The organism is Finegoldia sp. P1-F-LS (assembly GCF_052932205.1).
On sequence record NZ_JBRFJH010000010.1, the window covers coordinates 21,906 to 37,751 of the forward strand.

13 protein-coding genes are annotated in these 15,846 nt (G+C 32.8%); 11 read left to right on the forward strand and 2 right to left on the reverse strand.

Going from position 1 to position 15,846, the window contains the following annotated elements; all coding sequences use genetic code 11:
* The first annotated feature begins 795 nt into the window (after positions 1–795).
* Positions 796–1,623, forward strand: a complete 828-nt coding sequence (locus ACU68Y_RS07630) for a polysaccharide biosynthesis protein (protein ID WP_060790833.1) — start codon at positions 796–798, stop codon at positions 1,621–1,623.
* 298 nt (positions 1,624–1,921) lie between these two features.
* Here the strand turns inward: ACU68Y_RS07630 and ACU68Y_RS07635 are convergent, their stop codons facing one another.
* On the reverse strand, positions 1,922–2,953 hold the full coding sequence (locus ACU68Y_RS07635) for a M42 family metallopeptidase (protein ID WP_316517192.1): 1,032 nt from the start codon (positions 2,951–2,953) through the stop codon (positions 1,922–1,924).
* A gap of 133 nt (positions 2,954–3,086) precedes the next feature.
* Here ACU68Y_RS07635 and ACU68Y_RS07640 point away from each other — a divergent pair, with 133 nt between their 5' ends.
* From ACU68Y_RS07640 to ACU68Y_RS07685, 10 genes are all read left to right on the forward strand, one after another.
* A complete protein-coding gene (locus tag ACU68Y_RS07640) occupies positions 3,087–3,584 on the forward strand; it encodes a nucleoside 2-deoxyribosyltransferase (RefSeq protein WP_446755826.1) in 498 nt (165 codons plus the stop codon).
* A 101-nt stretch (positions 3,585–3,685) separates the two neighbouring features.
* Positions 3,686–3,925 carry a hypothetical protein gene (locus tag ACU68Y_RS07645; RefSeq protein ID WP_446755825.1) on the forward strand — a complete coding sequence of 80 codons (240 nt, stop codon included), beginning with the start codon at positions 3,686–3,688 and terminating at the stop codon, positions 3,923–3,925.
* Positions 3,926–4,192: 267 nt separating this feature from the next.
* Positions 4,193–5,449: an adenylosuccinate synthase gene (locus ACU68Y_RS07650; RefSeq protein ID WP_002837377.1), complete on the forward strand. Its 1,257-nt coding sequence runs from the start codon at positions 4,193–4,195 to the stop codon at positions 5,447–5,449.
* A gap of 304 nt (positions 5,450–5,753) precedes the next feature.
* Positions 5,754–6,344, forward strand: coding sequence for a TetR/AcrR family transcriptional regulator (locus ACU68Y_RS07655; protein WP_446755824.1), 591 nt, complete (start codon positions 5,754–5,756; stop codon positions 6,342–6,344).
* Between the two features lie 11 nt (positions 6,345–6,355).
* Positions 6,356–8,410 (forward strand): efflux RND transporter permease subunit, encoded by a 2,055-nt coding sequence (locus ACU68Y_RS07660; protein ID WP_446755823.1) that lies wholly within the window; start codon positions 6,356–6,358, stop codon positions 8,408–8,410.
* A 12-nt stretch (positions 8,411–8,422) separates the two neighbouring features.
* Positions 8,423–10,756: a hypothetical protein gene (locus ACU68Y_RS07665; RefSeq protein ID WP_446755822.1), complete on the forward strand. Its 2,334-nt coding sequence runs from the start codon at positions 8,423–8,425 to the stop codon at positions 10,754–10,756.
* Positions 10,757–11,021: 265 nt separating this feature from the next.
* Positions 11,022–12,752, forward strand: coding sequence for a proline--tRNA ligase (locus ACU68Y_RS07670; protein WP_446755821.1), 1,731 nt, complete (start codon positions 11,022–11,024; stop codon positions 12,750–12,752).
* A gap of 139 nt (positions 12,753–12,891) precedes the next feature.
* On the forward strand, positions 12,892–13,092 hold the full coding sequence (locus tag ACU68Y_RS07675) for a helix-turn-helix transcriptional regulator (RefSeq protein WP_002837368.1): 201 nt from the start codon (positions 12,892–12,894) through the stop codon (positions 13,090–13,092).
* The gene (locus ACU68Y_RS07680; RefSeq protein ID WP_446755820.1) at positions 13,093–13,542 is read left to right on the forward strand and encodes a hypothetical protein; all 450 of its coding nucleotides are present in this window, start codon (positions 13,093–13,095) and stop codon (positions 13,540–13,542) included.
* Between the two features lie 130 nt (positions 13,543–13,672).
* Complete coding sequence (locus tag ACU68Y_RS07685; RefSeq protein ID WP_446755819.1) at positions 13,673–14,716, forward strand: Fic family protein; 1,044 nt, start codon at positions 13,673–13,675, stop codon at positions 14,714–14,716.
* Positions 14,717–14,765: 49 nt separating this feature from the next.
* Here the strand turns inward: ACU68Y_RS07685 and ACU68Y_RS07690 are convergent, their stop codons facing one another.
* Complete coding sequence (locus ACU68Y_RS07690; RefSeq protein WP_446755818.1) at positions 14,766–15,827, reverse strand: methyltransferase domain-containing protein; 1,062 nt, start codon at positions 15,825–15,827, stop codon at positions 14,766–14,768.
* Between the last annotated feature and the right edge of the window lie 19 nt (positions 15,828–15,846).

Below are 15,846 nucleotides of genomic sequence, written 5' to 3' on the forward strand. Positions count from 1 at the left end.
TTCCCCCTCATTTAATATTTATATGTGATTTTCCATTCAGTAAATGTGAATATTCACCGAAAGAAATTATCGAATTTAATATCCAAGGAATATCCAAATGATAATACATTTCATATCCCTCACTGCATTAAGTATTATATAACCACGAAACAGCTATGTCAAGCACTTTTTCAAAGTTTTTTGAAAAATTTTTGTAAAGAAAAATTAGGAAAACGAATGATTTTTATGCATACCGTTTTCATAGACGACTTATTTTTATGCGAAAAATATCTTTTTGGGAAAACAAATGTTGAGATTGTCAAGTTTTACAAGAAAAATAAAAAAATCCCAGTTAATCAATGTTTTCCTACAATTTTCCCGTAAGAAAACAGATAGCATTTTAAAATTTTGGGAAAATTTTTTGAAAATTTGATAATGTATATTTTTCGTTGCGAAGAAATTTAGCAAGATAAAGCTGAATTCAGCTTTAAAATAATATGATTTTTTATAGACAATTAAAAAACAATATGCTATAATTTAAAAAATCTTTCTATGATACTTTTATTAAAAGATTATGGATTAGTGGTTATAGTACGATTTGATTCAAAATCTACAATGGAATTTTTTGAAATAATCAAAAATATCAATGAAGAATTATATTAAGTTCCAACTTTTGTAGGATAATCAAAAAGCTGACCAATTCTGATTGTTTTGTAAAAATATACCGATGAATCTTTTATTTGAAGATATAGACATAAAGACGATTGAATTGATAAGAGAAATTCATGGAGAGTAATTAGAAGGAGACTGACGAATATGAATGAGAGAGTAGTTATTACAGGAGTATGTGGAACTGTTGGCAGAGAACTTTTAAAGTATTACATAGACAAAGATGATTATATTATAGCTGTTGATATTAATGAAAATGACATTGCAATCTTGGAAAAAAATATTAAATATGAAAACATTAAATTTATTCCACTCGATATATATGATGAATATACACTAAATATTATCGAAAAATTAAAGCCAACTGTAATCATACATGCAGCTGTGCTGAAAAACACTTATTACAACGAAATCTATAATAAGTACTATCATAATAGTAATGTCAGTGGAACAATAAAACTTGCCTACAGAATGCTCGATTCGAAATATTTAAAACGTTTTATTTTTCTTTCCAGTGATGAAGCGTATAATCCAACTAATTTTTTTGGAAAGGACAAACAAGAAGTTGAGAATATACTAAAAAAAATTACAATTGCTGGAAAAGTAATACAATCAGTCAGATTCCCGTTTATAATGCAAAGTAAAGGTTCAGTTTATAATATTTTTAAGGAACAGGCTGAAAACAATTTACCACTTACGGTAACTGATAAAAATATAAAAAAAATTACAGCTAATTTAAGTAGTTTTATTTTTACATGGAATGATTTTTACAACAATATATGCGAAAATGGGGTATTTAACTTTGATATTGGAGAGGAAATATCTATATATAAATTAGCTAATGACATAATAAAGCAGACTAATTCAAATAGTACGATAAAGATTATTGGGCTAAGAGAAGGAGAGGTCTTAGAAAGAAACATGGTAAAATTAAACGAAAAAGAAGTTTATAATAATATTTTTAGAATATATTAATAAATATATCGTTTAAAATTTGACGGTATAGGCATATGAGATATTAAGATAATTTGTCAATGAAAGAATTTTCATAACAAACAATACCATTTGGATCATTCGTTTTTTCGCGGGCATTTAGTGTAAAATCAATGAACAAATATTTATTTATTGGTATTGGTGTTGTTGCTATATCAATGGTTGCAAAGAAAATTTATATAAAAGGTTGATTTACTAATTTTAGAATAATAAAAATAAAACCAAGAATGTATTGGATTATCAATACGTTCTTGGTTTTTTATTGAAAGTAAAATGTGATTTATTTCTTGTCTTCGATGTATTTTATACACAAATCGATAGATGCTTGTAATCCTTCTTGGTGAGTTCTTTCCATTGCGTGTGATGCATCAACTCCAGGGCCAATCAAAGCAACTCTCAAATTATATCCTGCTTCTAATGCTGCTGATCCGTCTGAACTGTAGAATGGGTAGATGTCAACTGCGTGAGGAATATTATTTTCTTCACAAATTCTAACTAATCTTTCTTTTAATTCCAAATCGTAAGGGCCTGAAGAATCTGCTGCACAAATTGTTGTTTTGAATTCAGAAGATGTTTGTCCGTCTCCAGGAGCAGCCATGTCAACAACGATGAATTCATCAGTTTCTTCTGGAATTCCGTAACATGCACCGTGGCCAACTTCTTCGTAGTTTGAGATGAAGAAGTTAAGAGTGTGTTTTGGAGTGATGTTGTTTTCTACAAAATGTCTTACTGTTTCGTACAATACGTATACGCAAGCTTTGTCATCTAAGTGTCTTGATTTTACGAATCCACTTTCTGTTAATTGTGTTCTTGAATCTAAATAGATAAAATCACCAACGTTGATTCCAAGTTTTTTTACATCTTCGGCTGATTCTACCTTTTCATCAATTCTGATTTCCATTGTCTTGGCATTTCTTTCGTTGCTTTTAGCTTCTGGACCATAAACGTGAACTGATTGTTTGTCGTTTAAGCATGTTCCAGTGTATTTTTTGCCAGACATTGTAGAGATAGTTACGTATTCATTTTCAACAGAGTTGTATGCGTAACCACCAACTAAGAATGTTTTTAATCTTCCATTAGGTTTGATTTCTTTAACCATTAATCCCAATGTATCCACGTGAGCTGCGAATGTAGATTGTTTTTCGTCAGTTTCTCCTCTAAGAGTAACAACCATTGCACCTTTGTTAGTGAAGTTGATTTCAACTTTTCCTAATTCTTCGAATTTTTTTCTAACTTTTTCCATAACGACTTTAGTGTCGCCAGATGGAGAAGAAGTCATTAAAATTTCTTGTAAAAAATCTAAATTTTCCATATTGAGAACCTCCTAAAATATATTTTTATGATACCACATATAAACACATTGTTTCAATTATTTGAACACAGGGTTAATGTTTTAACTAAAATTTTACGGACGGGTTTTATGATAGAATTAATTGAGGTGAAAAATGAAAGGATATTTTGCATCGCATTTCTTCAACGACGCAATGTTTCGTTGGACTGAAGATTTGGCGAGATTTATAGAGAAAGAAGTGGACATTGATTTGTATGTGCCACAACGAAATGATTCGATCAACAACAAAAAAGACAATGATGCTACAATTACAGACATCGACATCGCAAGAAATGACATGGCGAAGCTAAAAGAAGCAGACGTTCTTATAGCATGCCTTGATGGATTGTCGATTGATGATGGTGTTGCAGGAGAAATCATGGCTTTTTCTGTGATGAAAGATTATGAAGAAGAATACAAATTGACTGACAAGAAAAGAATTATAATTGGTTTTGTGACAGACATGAGATATTTGGGAACTGGAGAGAACAAATTATACAGAAACCAAATGATAGTCGGTCAAGTTAAAGACAAGGGATATTTCATTGTGGGCTATCCAAATACAGACGATTACAAGAAAGAAATCGTGGATATTATTAAAAGAGAATATTGAGAGAAAATCTAGCTAGAAATAGCTAGTTTTTTTATTGACAAATGAGAAATCGAAAATTAATATATAAGTGATAAGAATATTCACTATCAAGAGGGAGAAGAATGAGAAGAAAGTACTTATCTGGAATATGCAAATTAATTTATTTAATAACAGTAATTTTAATATTTATAGTTAACAAGAAAAATATTGAATTACCAAAAATCACATTGATTCTTTTAGTGGGAATAAATATGTTTAGCCTTGCCGCAAATATATTTTTATCGGAAATATCAAAAAAGTTAAAAATTGGCATAATTTTGTCTTTGATAATTGGTTACGTAATTTTCTTAATTTTAATATGATTTAATAGCAAATTGAAATATTCTTATCGTAACATAGCGAAGTTCTCATTGGATTTTGGTAGAGATTTGGTGAGGACTTTTTTGTTGGTATCAGAATTAGATATAACTTGGTGTATAATATAAATGAAAGAATAATTTAAAATAACAAATCAGTCAAATTACAGTTTTCATACTATTTTTAAATGGCGGAATATGGTATAATTAGTAGTTGTGATTTGTAGTTAACTTAACAGTTAAATGAATCTAATAATTTGAAAGGAAGTTGTTATGAATAAATTAGCGATAATTGGCGCACAATGGGGAGACGAAGGTAAGGGAAAGGTTGTAAATTATTTTTCTCAATTTAATGATATTATTGTAAGATCTTCTGGTGGAGCCAACGCAGGACATACTATTTATTTTAAAGACAAAAAATACGTACATCATTTACTACCATCTATAACTTTTGACACAGATTCTAAGGGATTTTTGGCAAAAGGAATGGTAATCGAATTAGAACAAATGATTGAAGAGTTGAAGGTTTTGGAAGCTGATTTTCCAGGAATTTCCAAGAGATTTATGGTCGATGTAGAAACATTTATCGTTCTACCTTACCATAAAGAAGAAGATGGATTGTTGGAATCTATGAGAAAAAATCCTATCGGAACTACAAAAAGAGGTATCGGACCTGCTTATCAAGACAAAGCTGCAAGACAAAACGTTAGAATTATTGATTTGTTTGACGATGAATTGTTAAGAGAACGCGTTGAAGAAATAGTTTACTTGAAAAACAACATCTACGAAGGCAAAATGCACATCGATGTCGATGAAACAGTAAATTATTTGCTTGACAAGTTCGACCAATTATTAAAATTGGGCGTTACATTTACATCAGCATCTGAAATTGAAGATGAAATCAAAAACAAAAGAGTTCTTTTCGAAGGCGCACAAGGAATCATGCTTGACTTAGATTCAGGAACATATCCATACGTTACATCAAGCACAACAACTGCCTACAGCGCATCTTGTGCAGATGTTACATTGACTGATGATGACACAATCATGGGAGTTGTAAAAGCATACACATCCAGAGTTGGAGAAGGAGAATTCCCAACAGAATTGTTCGATGAAGAAGCTGACAAGCTTAGAAAATTAGGCAATGAATTCGGAGCAACAACTGGAAGAAACAGACGTGTAGGCTGGATTGACCTTGCACAATTACGTTATGCAATCAAAAAAAGCAAAATCAACTCAATTGTCATGACAAAAGCAGACGTATTAAACGGCTACGACAAAGTAAAAGTATGCGTTGGATATGAAATTGATGGAGTTGAACAAAAAATGCCATTCATTTCTAATGATTTCAAAAAAGCAAAACCAATCTACAAAGAATTTGACGGTTGGAATGATGTCTTTGAAGTAAACTTCTTGAAATACATGACATTTATCGAAAAAGAATTAGACACAGAAATCTCTTATGTTTCTTATGGTCCAAAAACAGAAGAAATTATGGAAAAAAGAGATTTTATCATGAATATAAAATAAAATATTACAAAAAATCCCGTGGGATGCTTCCACGGAATTTTTTTGCCCAAATTTACATCAAACTCCAACCCCGGAAAATTTATAAAAAAATGTTACAAAATTTCAAAAATTTTGTTTTATGAAATTAAAAAATATCAAATAAAAACGAAATTTGCAAAACAAATGTTGGATTTTCAATGTTTTAAATTATAAAAATAAAAATAAAAAAATTTTTTCAAAATTGTTGAACATAGTTCAAAAAAGTGGTACAATAAAAAACGTCAAAAGAAATGAACGTTGTTCAATAGATGAAAGGAGGTTAGTTGTGTCGTACTTGGATGAAAAGAAAAAGGATAATAAATTACAAATAATCCAATCTGCAATCAAGATGTTTGAGAAAAAGGGCGTTGAGAAGACGACTATCAGGGATATTATGAATAACACTGATTTGGGATTGGGAACTTTTTATTCGTATTTTAAGGACAAGGAAGATTTGAAGGAACAAATCGTCCTGTCAAAGGTTGTTGATTTGGTGCTTGAAGCCGAGAAAAAATGCACGCAAGAAGATCATGTTGAAAGGTTTATTAGTTTTTTGGATTATATTATTGATTATTACATTGCTCATCCTTTTGAGTTTGAACTTGTTGCGAGCAATTTGAACTGGGCGTTGTATGCGAAGGTTGAAAATGAAGAAAGATTTGCCGAAGCGGACACTACACTGAAATACATTTTGAACAAGTATTCACAGTTGTTCTCAAAGGAATATTCTGATTCACAAAAATTATATATTCTTTCTTTGACGATTGAAACTGTGATTTCAACTTGCAAACTTGCAATCAGAAAGGATTCTATTTTATCAATTGATGAAATGAAGTCTGTTTTGGTTGAGGTGATTAAACAAATTTTAAATAGATAAGGGTGATTTACATGAAGAAATTTTCAGAATTTATAGCTAATCATCCCAAGCTAGTGCTTTTGGTTATGACTTTGTTGTTGATTCCATCAATAATTGGTTATAAGGCTACAAATATCAACTACGATATTTTGTCTTATTTGCCAACTGATTTGAAATCAACACAAGGTCAATCTATTTTGGATAAAGATTTCAAAAACGCAGCTACTGGGATGTTGATTTTAGAAGGCAGTGACAATGATGCCGAGAAATTGAGAGAACAAGTGCAAAAAATCGACGGGGTTGAGGATGTTATCTCCAAGACTTCGATTATTGGGCCGACTGTTCCCAACGAATTTTTGCCAGACGATATTAGAGATGTGTTCTACGCAAAAGATAGTACGTTGATGATGGTTAAATTTAGCGAATCCTCATCTTCAATGAGAACTATGAAGGCAATCGAACAAATCAAAAAAATCGAATCGAAACAAAAATATTTGAGCGGAATTAGCGCTCTTGTAAAAGATACGAAGGATTTGATTGACAAGGAAACGCCGATTTATGTAATGCTTGCTGTGGCACTTGGACTTGTGGTGTTGAGCTTGACGAATGAATCGACTGTAATTCCATTCGTGTTTATGTTGAATATAGGATATGCTGTTATTTATAATTTTGGGACTAATATATTTTTGGGACAAATATCCTACATTACCAAGGCAATCGCAGCAGTGTTGCAACTTGCTGTAACGATGGATTATTCGATTTTCTTGTATCACAGATATGCAGCGGAAAAGAAAAAGAGAGATTCACACGCAAAGGCTATGGCAAAGGCAATTGAGGCGACATTCTCATCTCTTTTCTCATCTTCACTTACAACTTTTGCAGGATTCTTGGTTTTAATATTGATGAGATTGTCTTTGGGTAAAGACATTGGACTTGTAATGAGCAAGGGCGTGTTCATCGGACTTTTATCTACTTTGATTGTTCTTCCACCAATGCTACTTCTTACAGAAAAAGCTGTGGACAAATACAATCACAAGGTATTACTTCCAGAATTTAACAAATTACCAAATTTCGTCGTAGACAAGAGAAAAGTGTTGGCAATGGTATTTGTAGTGTTATTTATTCCAGCGATTTATGGATCTGTAAACACAAAATTATACTACAATTTGGATAGATCATTGCCACAAGATTTGGACTCCATTGTATCTCTTAATAAAATGAAAAAAGACTACAACATGGCAAGTACTCATTTTATCGTCGTAAAAGACAATTTATCTAACACTGCTATGAATTCTATGATCGATGAATTAAAACATATCGACGGAATAAATTCAGTTGTTGGAACAAGCTCAATTACTGGAGTTACAATTCCTGCAACATTCTTACCAGATAAACTCAGAGATAATTTCGTAAAAAACGGCTACGAAATGATTATGGTTAATTCAAAATACCAAACAGCATCTGAAGAGGTGAACAAACAAATCACACAAATGCGTGATGTAATTGCAAAACACGACAAGGACGGATATTTGACAGGCGAAGCTGTTCTTACAGACGATTTGACAGATATTTCTGACCAAGATTTCAAGATGGTTAACATAGCATCATTAATCGCAGTATTCATAATCATCGCAATATCTTTCAAATCATTTGGAATTCCAGTTGTATTGATAGCGGCGATTGAACTTGCTATTCAAATCAACATGGCAATCCCGTTCTACTTTAATCAAACAATTCCATTTATCACATCTATTGTAATCGGCGTAATTCAACTGGGATCGACGATAGATTATTCTATATTAATGACGGACAGATTCTTGTACGAATATCGAAAGAGCAAAGATGTAAATGGATCGTTGAAAACATCAGTAAAAGAAACTTCCAAATCAATTGTTACAAGTGCCTTATCATTCATGGCAGCTACAATTGGCGTAGGAATTTATTCAAAAATGGAAATAGTATCCACAATATGTACGTTACTTGCTAGGGGAGCAATCATCAGTATGCTTGTAATTATAATATTACTTCCAGCAATATTGAGTGTTACATTCCCATTTATCAAGAAAACAACTAAAAATTTAGCGTAAAGGAGTACAAACATGAAGAAAAATATCGAAAAAATCTTAGCGTTGTCATTAATTTCTTCGATGACATTTGCTAATTTATCATTTGCAGAACAACAAGATTTAATCAAAAAATCAGAAACTGTTTATGTAACAGTAGAAGGTAATGAAATCAAAGACAAGTCAGTTTCTGTGTGGTTAAATTCAGATAAAAATATAAAAGCAAACGACAAATCTAATTTGACAAATGTAAAAGATTTGAAAACAGATAAAATGTTAAAATCTGAAAACGGATATTTGAAATTAGATGAAAACAAAAAAGACATCTACTACAAAGGTGATACAGACAAGAAACTTCCAGTGGATGTATCTGTAAAATATTTCTTGGATGGAAAAGAAATGAAAGCTTCTGAATTGAAAGGAAAATCTGGTCATTTGAAGATTGTAATCACTTCTAAAAATAACAGATACGAAAAGAAAACAATCGACGGACAGTCTAGAAATGTATACTCACCATACGTTGTAGTTGCTGCGATGACATTTGACGATGAAAAAGTAAACAACGTATCATCAGACGATGTTAAAATCGTAAAAGACGGCAAGAATGAAATAGTAACTACAGTTATGACACCAGGCATGAAACAAAACTTGAGTGGGATTGTAGAAGACAAAGAATTGAACAAATTCAAAGACGAAGTTTCAGTTGAAATGGACATCAAGGACTACAAACCAGTAGAAATCTATTCTGTAATCACTAATGAATTTTTCCAAGAAAAGAAAAACATCGATTCATTGGATAAACTTCAAAACGGTGTTAAAGAATTACAAGATAATTCACAAAAACTTGTAGATGCATCAGTTAAATTATCTGAAGGACAAGACAAACTAAACTCAGGAATTTCACAAATGCAAACAGGAGTTACCAAACTACACAATGGTTCACAAAAACTTGCATCATCAACACAACAAATGCAAGGCAAATTCTCAGGAATACAAGGGAAAGTAGGCCCAATCCAAGGATATATAGCTCAAATGAATGACGGTAGCTTGAAACTATACAACGGAGTTTCAGATTACACAGCTGCAGTTGGAAAAATCAAAGAAAACACAGCCAAAATCAAAGAAGGATCAGAAAAATTAGCGAAAGGTGCGACTGATTTGGACAATGGAGTTGGCAAATTAAAAGATGCCACTTCACAATTAAGAGCAGGAACTGAAAACATGAAACAAATGAGCGCACAAAAAGACCAATTACTTGAAAAATCAACTCAATTATCAAATGGATTGAATGGTTTGGCAGGAAGTTATGGTCAATTAGCAAATACAGTTGAACAAATTTCTGGAAAATCTCAACAATTAAAAGATTCAAGCGCACAATTCAACGAAAAACTACAACAAGTAGCACAACTTGCAGGTGGTGCTGATGGAAGTGCAAACGCAGAAAAAATAGCCCTTGGACTTGAAACATCTGCCGAAGGATTGAACAACGCAATCCAACAATTACAAGCAAAAAATGGAGATGGACAACTAAGCGACACAATTGCATATCTTCAAGCACAAAAAAATCTAATGTACGTTCAAGCACAATCAATCAGAAATGCTGGTTCACAAAATGCTGGGCAACAAAAACTACAAGCAGCATTGGCACAATTAGCACAAAGTTCAAGTGCATTGTCCCAAGGTAACGCCGATTTATCAAATGCACTTATGAGAACATCAGCTGCTATGAATCAATCCAAATCAAAACTTGTGGATTCTTCCAACAAATTATCACAAGGATTGGGACAAATGGGTGGCGCATTAAATGGCGCAGATGGATTATCAACATTAAAGGATTCCATCGACAAACTTGACGATGCAACAGGTCAAATCAAAGGTGGATCACAATCATTAAAAGAAGGAACATTGCAAAACGAACAAGCAATGACAATGCTTTTAAATGGAATGGAAGAATTGGATAAGAATTCAAGTGCATTAGTTGAAGGCTCTAAGAAATTATCTGGTGGATTGCAAGAGTTCAATAAACAATCAACTCTTTTATCTTCATTGTCACAAATCAATGACAAGGCAATCATTCCAATGAGTAATGCAATCAATATGTTAAACGATGGACTTGGACAATTAGATTCATCAACTGGACAATTAAAATCAGGAAGCGATAAGCTTTCTTCTGGACAAAAAGAATTTAGTTCCAAATTAAAAGAATACAAAGAAAAAGGAATTGATGAATTATCCAACAAAACAAAAGATTTGAACAAATTCAAAGACATAATAGATGCAATGAGTGATTTGGCAGTAAAAGATTCTTCATTCACAGGAACAGACAATAATTTTGAAACAAAATCAAGAATTATTGAAAAAATAAAATAGTAATCTTTACAAAAACATTCTATTCTGATACAATCTAATGTATCGATGAAGAGAATATTAGTTCTATACGATTTTTCAGAGAGAAAGTGTAAGGTGGAAACTTTCATTTACGATAGAATGAACCTAACTCGGAGATTATGTCAAAATCATAGGGTTGTCACCTTATAACTAACAAACTAGAAGTGGTATAGCGATCCTTCGTCTTCGTGACGAGGGATCTTTTTTTAGATACATATAACTACTAAAAGAAAGGAACTTATAAATTATGAGAATGAATAAATTTTATATGCCAACTTTAAGAGAGGATCCACAAGATGCAGAAATAGCAAGCCACAAGCTTCTATTAAGAGCTGGCATGATTAGAAAAACAGCAGCAGGATTGTACAGTTATTTGCCATTGGGATATCGAATTGTAAGAAAGGTAGAAAACATCGTTCGTGAAGAAATGGACAACTACGGTTCACAAGAAATTCACATGCCAATAACTCAACCTCGTGAAATCTGGGAAGAATCTGGAAGATGGAAGACATTTGGACCAGAAATGTTCAAGCTCAAAGACAGAAATAATCGTGAATTCTGCCTTGGACCAACAGCAGAAGAATATTTTACAGATTTAGTAAAAGGTGAAATCAAAAGCTACAAGCAACTTCCACTTAATATTTACCAAATCCAAACAAAATACCGTGACGAAAAAAGACCGAGATTTGGAATCAATCGTTCCAGAGAATTCTTGATGCAAGATGCTTATACATTTGATGTCAACGAAGAAGCTATGGGTGAAGCTTACATGAACATGTGGAGAGCGTATGAAGTTGTATTCAACAGACTTGGTTTGGAATACAAAATCGTAGCTGGAGACAGTGGCGCAATGGGTGGCAACAGTTCACACGAATTTATCGCATTAAGTGATGTAGGTGAAGGTGTGATTTGCTACAGCGATGACAGTGATTTCGCAGCAACAGATGAAAAAGCATACGTGTACTATCAAGTAAACGATGAAAATGTAGAAAAACTTTCATCAGAAAAAGTCCTCACACCAAACTGCAAAACAATTGAAGAAGTAAGTGATTTTCTGAATGTTGACGCAGCGCATTGCTTGAAGGCTGTGGATTTGATGGTAGAAGGAAAACCTGTAATTGTGTTCATACCAGGAGATCGTGAACTTAACATGTCCAAACTTGTAAGTTATTTGAAATGTCCGGAACACGAAATAGAAATGATGGAAGAACAAGACATCTTGGCATTGAACAGTTCACCAGGATTTACAGGCCCAATAGGATTAGATTGTAGAATCATAATTGATTCAAGAGTTAAGCAAATGAAAAACTTCGTCGTTGGAGCGAATGAAGAAAACTACCACATAAAAAATGTAAACTATGGGGATGATTTCGAAGGAGAAATCGTGGAAGATTTGTTAATGGTACAAGAGGGAGATATTGACCCTGAAACAAAATCTCCATTGAAATTCAAAAGAGGAATCGAAGTTGGAAATATCTTCCAATTGGGACAAAAATATTCCAAGAGCATGAACGCTACATTCCTTGATGAAAATGGAAAAGAACAATTCTTCTGGATGGGATCATACGGAATCGGCGTAACAAGAAGTGTCAGCGCAATTGTAGAACAAAACCACGACGACAAGGGAATGATTTGGCCCTTAGTTGTAGCTCCATATCATGTAATCATCACAATTGTTAACACAAAAGATGAAGAACAAAACACTCTTGCAGAAAAACTTTACGAAAAATTACTTCTTCAAGGAGTAGAAGTTCTACTTGATGATAGAAAAGAAAGAGTAGGAGTAAAATTCAACGACCGTGATTTGATAGGAATTCCACTAAGAATAACAGTCGGTAAGAAAGCTGCTGAAGATATCGTAGAATTTTCTGAAAGAAGAACGCTTGAAAACATCGAATTGTCATCAACAGAAGCTTACGAGAAAGTAATGGAAATCATCAACGCTAATTTAAAATCAGTTGGTGGATTATACAGATAATTTAATTTGATATTTAAAACGAAAACTACGGGTGATAAGGCTCGTAGTTTTTTTATTTCAAAAATGTAAAGCATACTTGACAAAATATGTAAAGCATACTATACTAAAAATGTAAAGTGAACTTTGCAAAGGAGAAAAAATGAAAAATATTATTTCCCAATTAAGAAAAGAAAACAAAATTACTCAGGAAGAATTGGCGAATGAAGTTGGAGTGACAAGACAAACTATCACATCGATAGAAAACGGAAAATATATCGCATCACTTCCGCTTGCATTCAAAATAGCCAAATTTTTCGAAATGAAAATCGAAGACATATTTACAATGGAGGAGGACGATTAAATGAAAAACTTACAAAACTATAGAAAAGAAATAGCGCGTAGAATATCTTTGCTAGTAGTATTTTGCGTCATAGCTCTCTTAGCTATTGTTCTAGGAGCGGACTTTTTGAAAGATATATCACTAGAGACTACAGATAGAACGGACTATGTTTTGGGATTTTTCACAGGAATAGAACTAGTTTGCGTATTTTACATGGGATGTTTGATAAGAGCCTACAGAGATGAAAAATATCTAAAAGAAATGTATACAAAAGAAACAGACGAACGTGAAATATTAATTAGAATGAAATCTGGAAAAAACATCGTACCAATATTGTCATTAGTCATAGCAGTAATCGCCTGCGTCATGTCTTATGTAAACTATGAAGTGTTCATCGCACTTACAGCAGTATCCATTGCACAAATAATTATAACACTGATTTTGAAAATATATTGGAGCAAGAAATTGTAGTAATAAAATTTTTTTCTCGCCAATATTGATTTATCTACGCCAAATCGATAATAATGGCGAGATTAATCTCGCCATTATTGATTTATCTACGCCATTTATGGTATAATGGCGAGAAAGATGGTGAGAATGTATGAGAGAATTTGATTATTCAAAATTATTAAATCTAAATATTCCTGCAAATATGTACAATTTGATATCAAAAATTTACGAATATAAAGGCAAACAGGAACTTTATGTAGCAAATTTTTCTGATGTACTTGAAAAGATGGTGGAGGTTGCGAAGATTCAGTCGACAAAATCTTCTAATGCAATCGAAGGAATTTCTACAAATGATAGTAGATTAGAAGAATTGATGAATAAAAAAAGTGAGCCTAGAAATAGAAATGAAGAGGAAATATATGGATATAGGGAAGTGCTGGATATTATCCACGAAAATTATACGGATATTGACCTTACGAAAAATAATATCTTGACTCTTCATAGTAGGTTGTATTATTACTCTTCTGAAAATCATAAGGGGAAATTCAAAACTATCGATAATAGCATTGTGGAAACAAATGCATTTGGAGAGAAAAAAATAAGGTTTCAACCAGTATCTGCATTTGAAACGGAAAATTATATCGATAAGATGATAAGTGCTTATGATGAAGCAGTAAAATTAAAAGTACCACCACTGTTGTTAATTCCAGTTGTGGTGCATGATTTTTTGTGTATTCATCCTTTTTATGACGGAAATGGAAGAATGTCAAGGCTGTTGACGCTTTTACTTTTATACAAAAATGGGTTCTTTGTAGGGAAATATATTTCCTTGGAAATGATAATTGAAGATACTAAGGATATGTATTATGAACAATTACAAGCATCGAGCGAGAATTGGCATTCTGGAGAAAATAACGAGTTGCCATTTATCAAATATATGTTATCTGTTATTTACAAAGCATATTTCGAGTGTGATGAAAGATTCAGACTAATAGGAGAGAAATCTTTGACATCTGCTGATAGAATCATGAAAGTTTTCGAAAAAACTCTGAAACCATTGTCAAAGTCAGATATAGTTATGATTTGTCCAGACATTTCTCAAAGAACTATTGAAAGAGCCTTAAAAGAATTAAAAGACACACATTTAATCAAACAAATAGGTAGTGGAAGGGCAACTAAATATATTAAAGCATGATTTTGCGCAATCAAAAAAGCTGTGAGAAAACTCACAGCTTTTGTTTTTGTTAGCAGCAGCAAGATCCGCCGTCACAGCAGTCGCCTGCAGAAGTGGTAGGAGCGTCGCCACAACCGTCAAACAAACCAAAGTGTTTACTTCTGTCGCCGACTACATCAAAATATTTTCCGAATCTTGTATCTTGTACCATTGCACAGCTATTTCCACACACTGCCATTGGCAAATCTACGAAAAATCTGTGGTGGTCATCTAGGTCGAAATAGTTGTCGCAGCCTACCATTCCTCCACGATATGTCGCAAATTGTCCGTATTGTTCACATTTATCTTCAATAATTCCTGGCAATTTTATTGCTCTTACAGTTCTTGATGTGAAGTTAACATTACCAACTAATTTTTCAATTTCCTTGTTTTCGATTGGAGCTTTTGTTGTTTTAGTGTATCTGAAATCTTCCCAGCCTATTTTTCTCAAAAGTCTTCTGAAATCTTCGACATACATTGCTCCTGCTAAGCATTCGCCACGCAATACAGGGTTTTGGTAGATTTTATCTGGAACTCTTCTGTCTGCGAAAATGTCTGAGAAATATAATTCTCCACCTTTTTTCAATACTCTCCACACTTCTTTGAACACTTCTTCCTTGAATGGAGAAAGATTGATAACGCAGTTACTGATTACAACATCGATTGATTCGTCTTCGATTCCGATTGATTTCAAATCTTCGATGTAGCCTTTCTTGAATTCTACGTTTGATTTCTTGTAGCCGAATTTTTCAGCCATTTCGTCTTGGTATTTCTTAGCGAAGTTCAATTGGTCATCAGTCATGTCGACACCGATTACTTTTCCATTTTCTCCAACTAATTTAGATGCAATGTAAACATCCAATCCAGTTCCGCATCCCAAGTCCAATACAGTGCATCCTTCTAATGCTGGTGGGATAGGGGAGCCACATCCGTAAAATCTTTTGATGATTTCAGGGTTGATCATACTTCTTATTTCTTTCAAATGATCAGGCATATTATCTTGACAACTACAGATTTTTGTTTCCATTTGTCCTTCTTTTTCTGTAGTTATGTTGCTGTAATACTCTGATACTTGTTTTCTAATATCTTCCATAAAAACCTCCTATTGTTAT

What these genes read in the sequence shown, in the direction of transcription:
- ACU68Y_RS07690 (WP_446755818.1), bottom strand. Translation starts at nt 15,827, where the DNA reads ATGGAAGATATTAGAAAACAAGTATCAGAGTATTACAGCAACATAACT.
- ACU68Y_RS07670 (WP_446755821.1), top strand. Translation starts at nt 11,022, where the DNA reads ATGAGAATGAATAAATTTTATATGCCAACTTTAAGAGAGGATCCACAA.
- ACU68Y_RS07645 (WP_446755825.1), top strand. Translation starts at nt 3,686, where the DNA reads ATGAGAAGAAAGTACTTATCTGGAATATGCAAATTAATTTATTTAATA.
- ACU68Y_RS07665 (WP_446755822.1), top strand. Translation starts at nt 8,423, where the DNA reads ATGAAGAAAAATATCGAAAAAATCTTAGCGTTGTCATTAATTTCTTCG.
- ACU68Y_RS07680 (WP_446755820.1), top strand. Translation starts at nt 13,093, where the DNA reads ATGAAAAACTTACAAAACTATAGAAAAGAAATAGCGCGTAGAATATCT.
- ACU68Y_RS07630 (WP_060790833.1), top strand. Translation starts at nt 796, where the DNA reads ATGAATGAGAGAGTAGTTATTACAGGAGTATGTGGAACTGTTGGCAGA.
- ACU68Y_RS07650 (WP_002837377.1), top strand. Translation starts at nt 4,193, where the DNA reads ATGAATAAATTAGCGATAATTGGCGCACAATGGGGAGACGAAGGTAAG.
- ACU68Y_RS07685 (WP_446755819.1), top strand. Translation starts at nt 13,673, where the DNA reads ATGAGAGAATTTGATTATTCAAAATTATTAAATCTAAATATTCCTGCA.
- ACU68Y_RS07660 (WP_446755823.1), top strand. Translation starts at nt 6,356, where the DNA reads ATGAAGAAATTTTCAGAATTTATAGCTAATCATCCCAAGCTAGTGCTT.
- ACU68Y_RS07675 (WP_002837368.1), top strand. Translation starts at nt 12,892, where the DNA reads ATGAAAAATATTATTTCCCAATTAAGAAAAGAAAACAAAATTACTCAG.
- ACU68Y_RS07640 (WP_446755826.1), top strand. Translation starts at nt 3,087, where the DNA reads ATGAAAGGATATTTTGCATCGCATTTCTTCAACGACGCAATGTTTCGT.
- ACU68Y_RS07635 (WP_316517192.1), bottom strand. Translation starts at nt 2,953, where the DNA reads ATGGAAAATTTAGATTTTTTACAAGAAATTTTAATGACTTCTTCTCCA.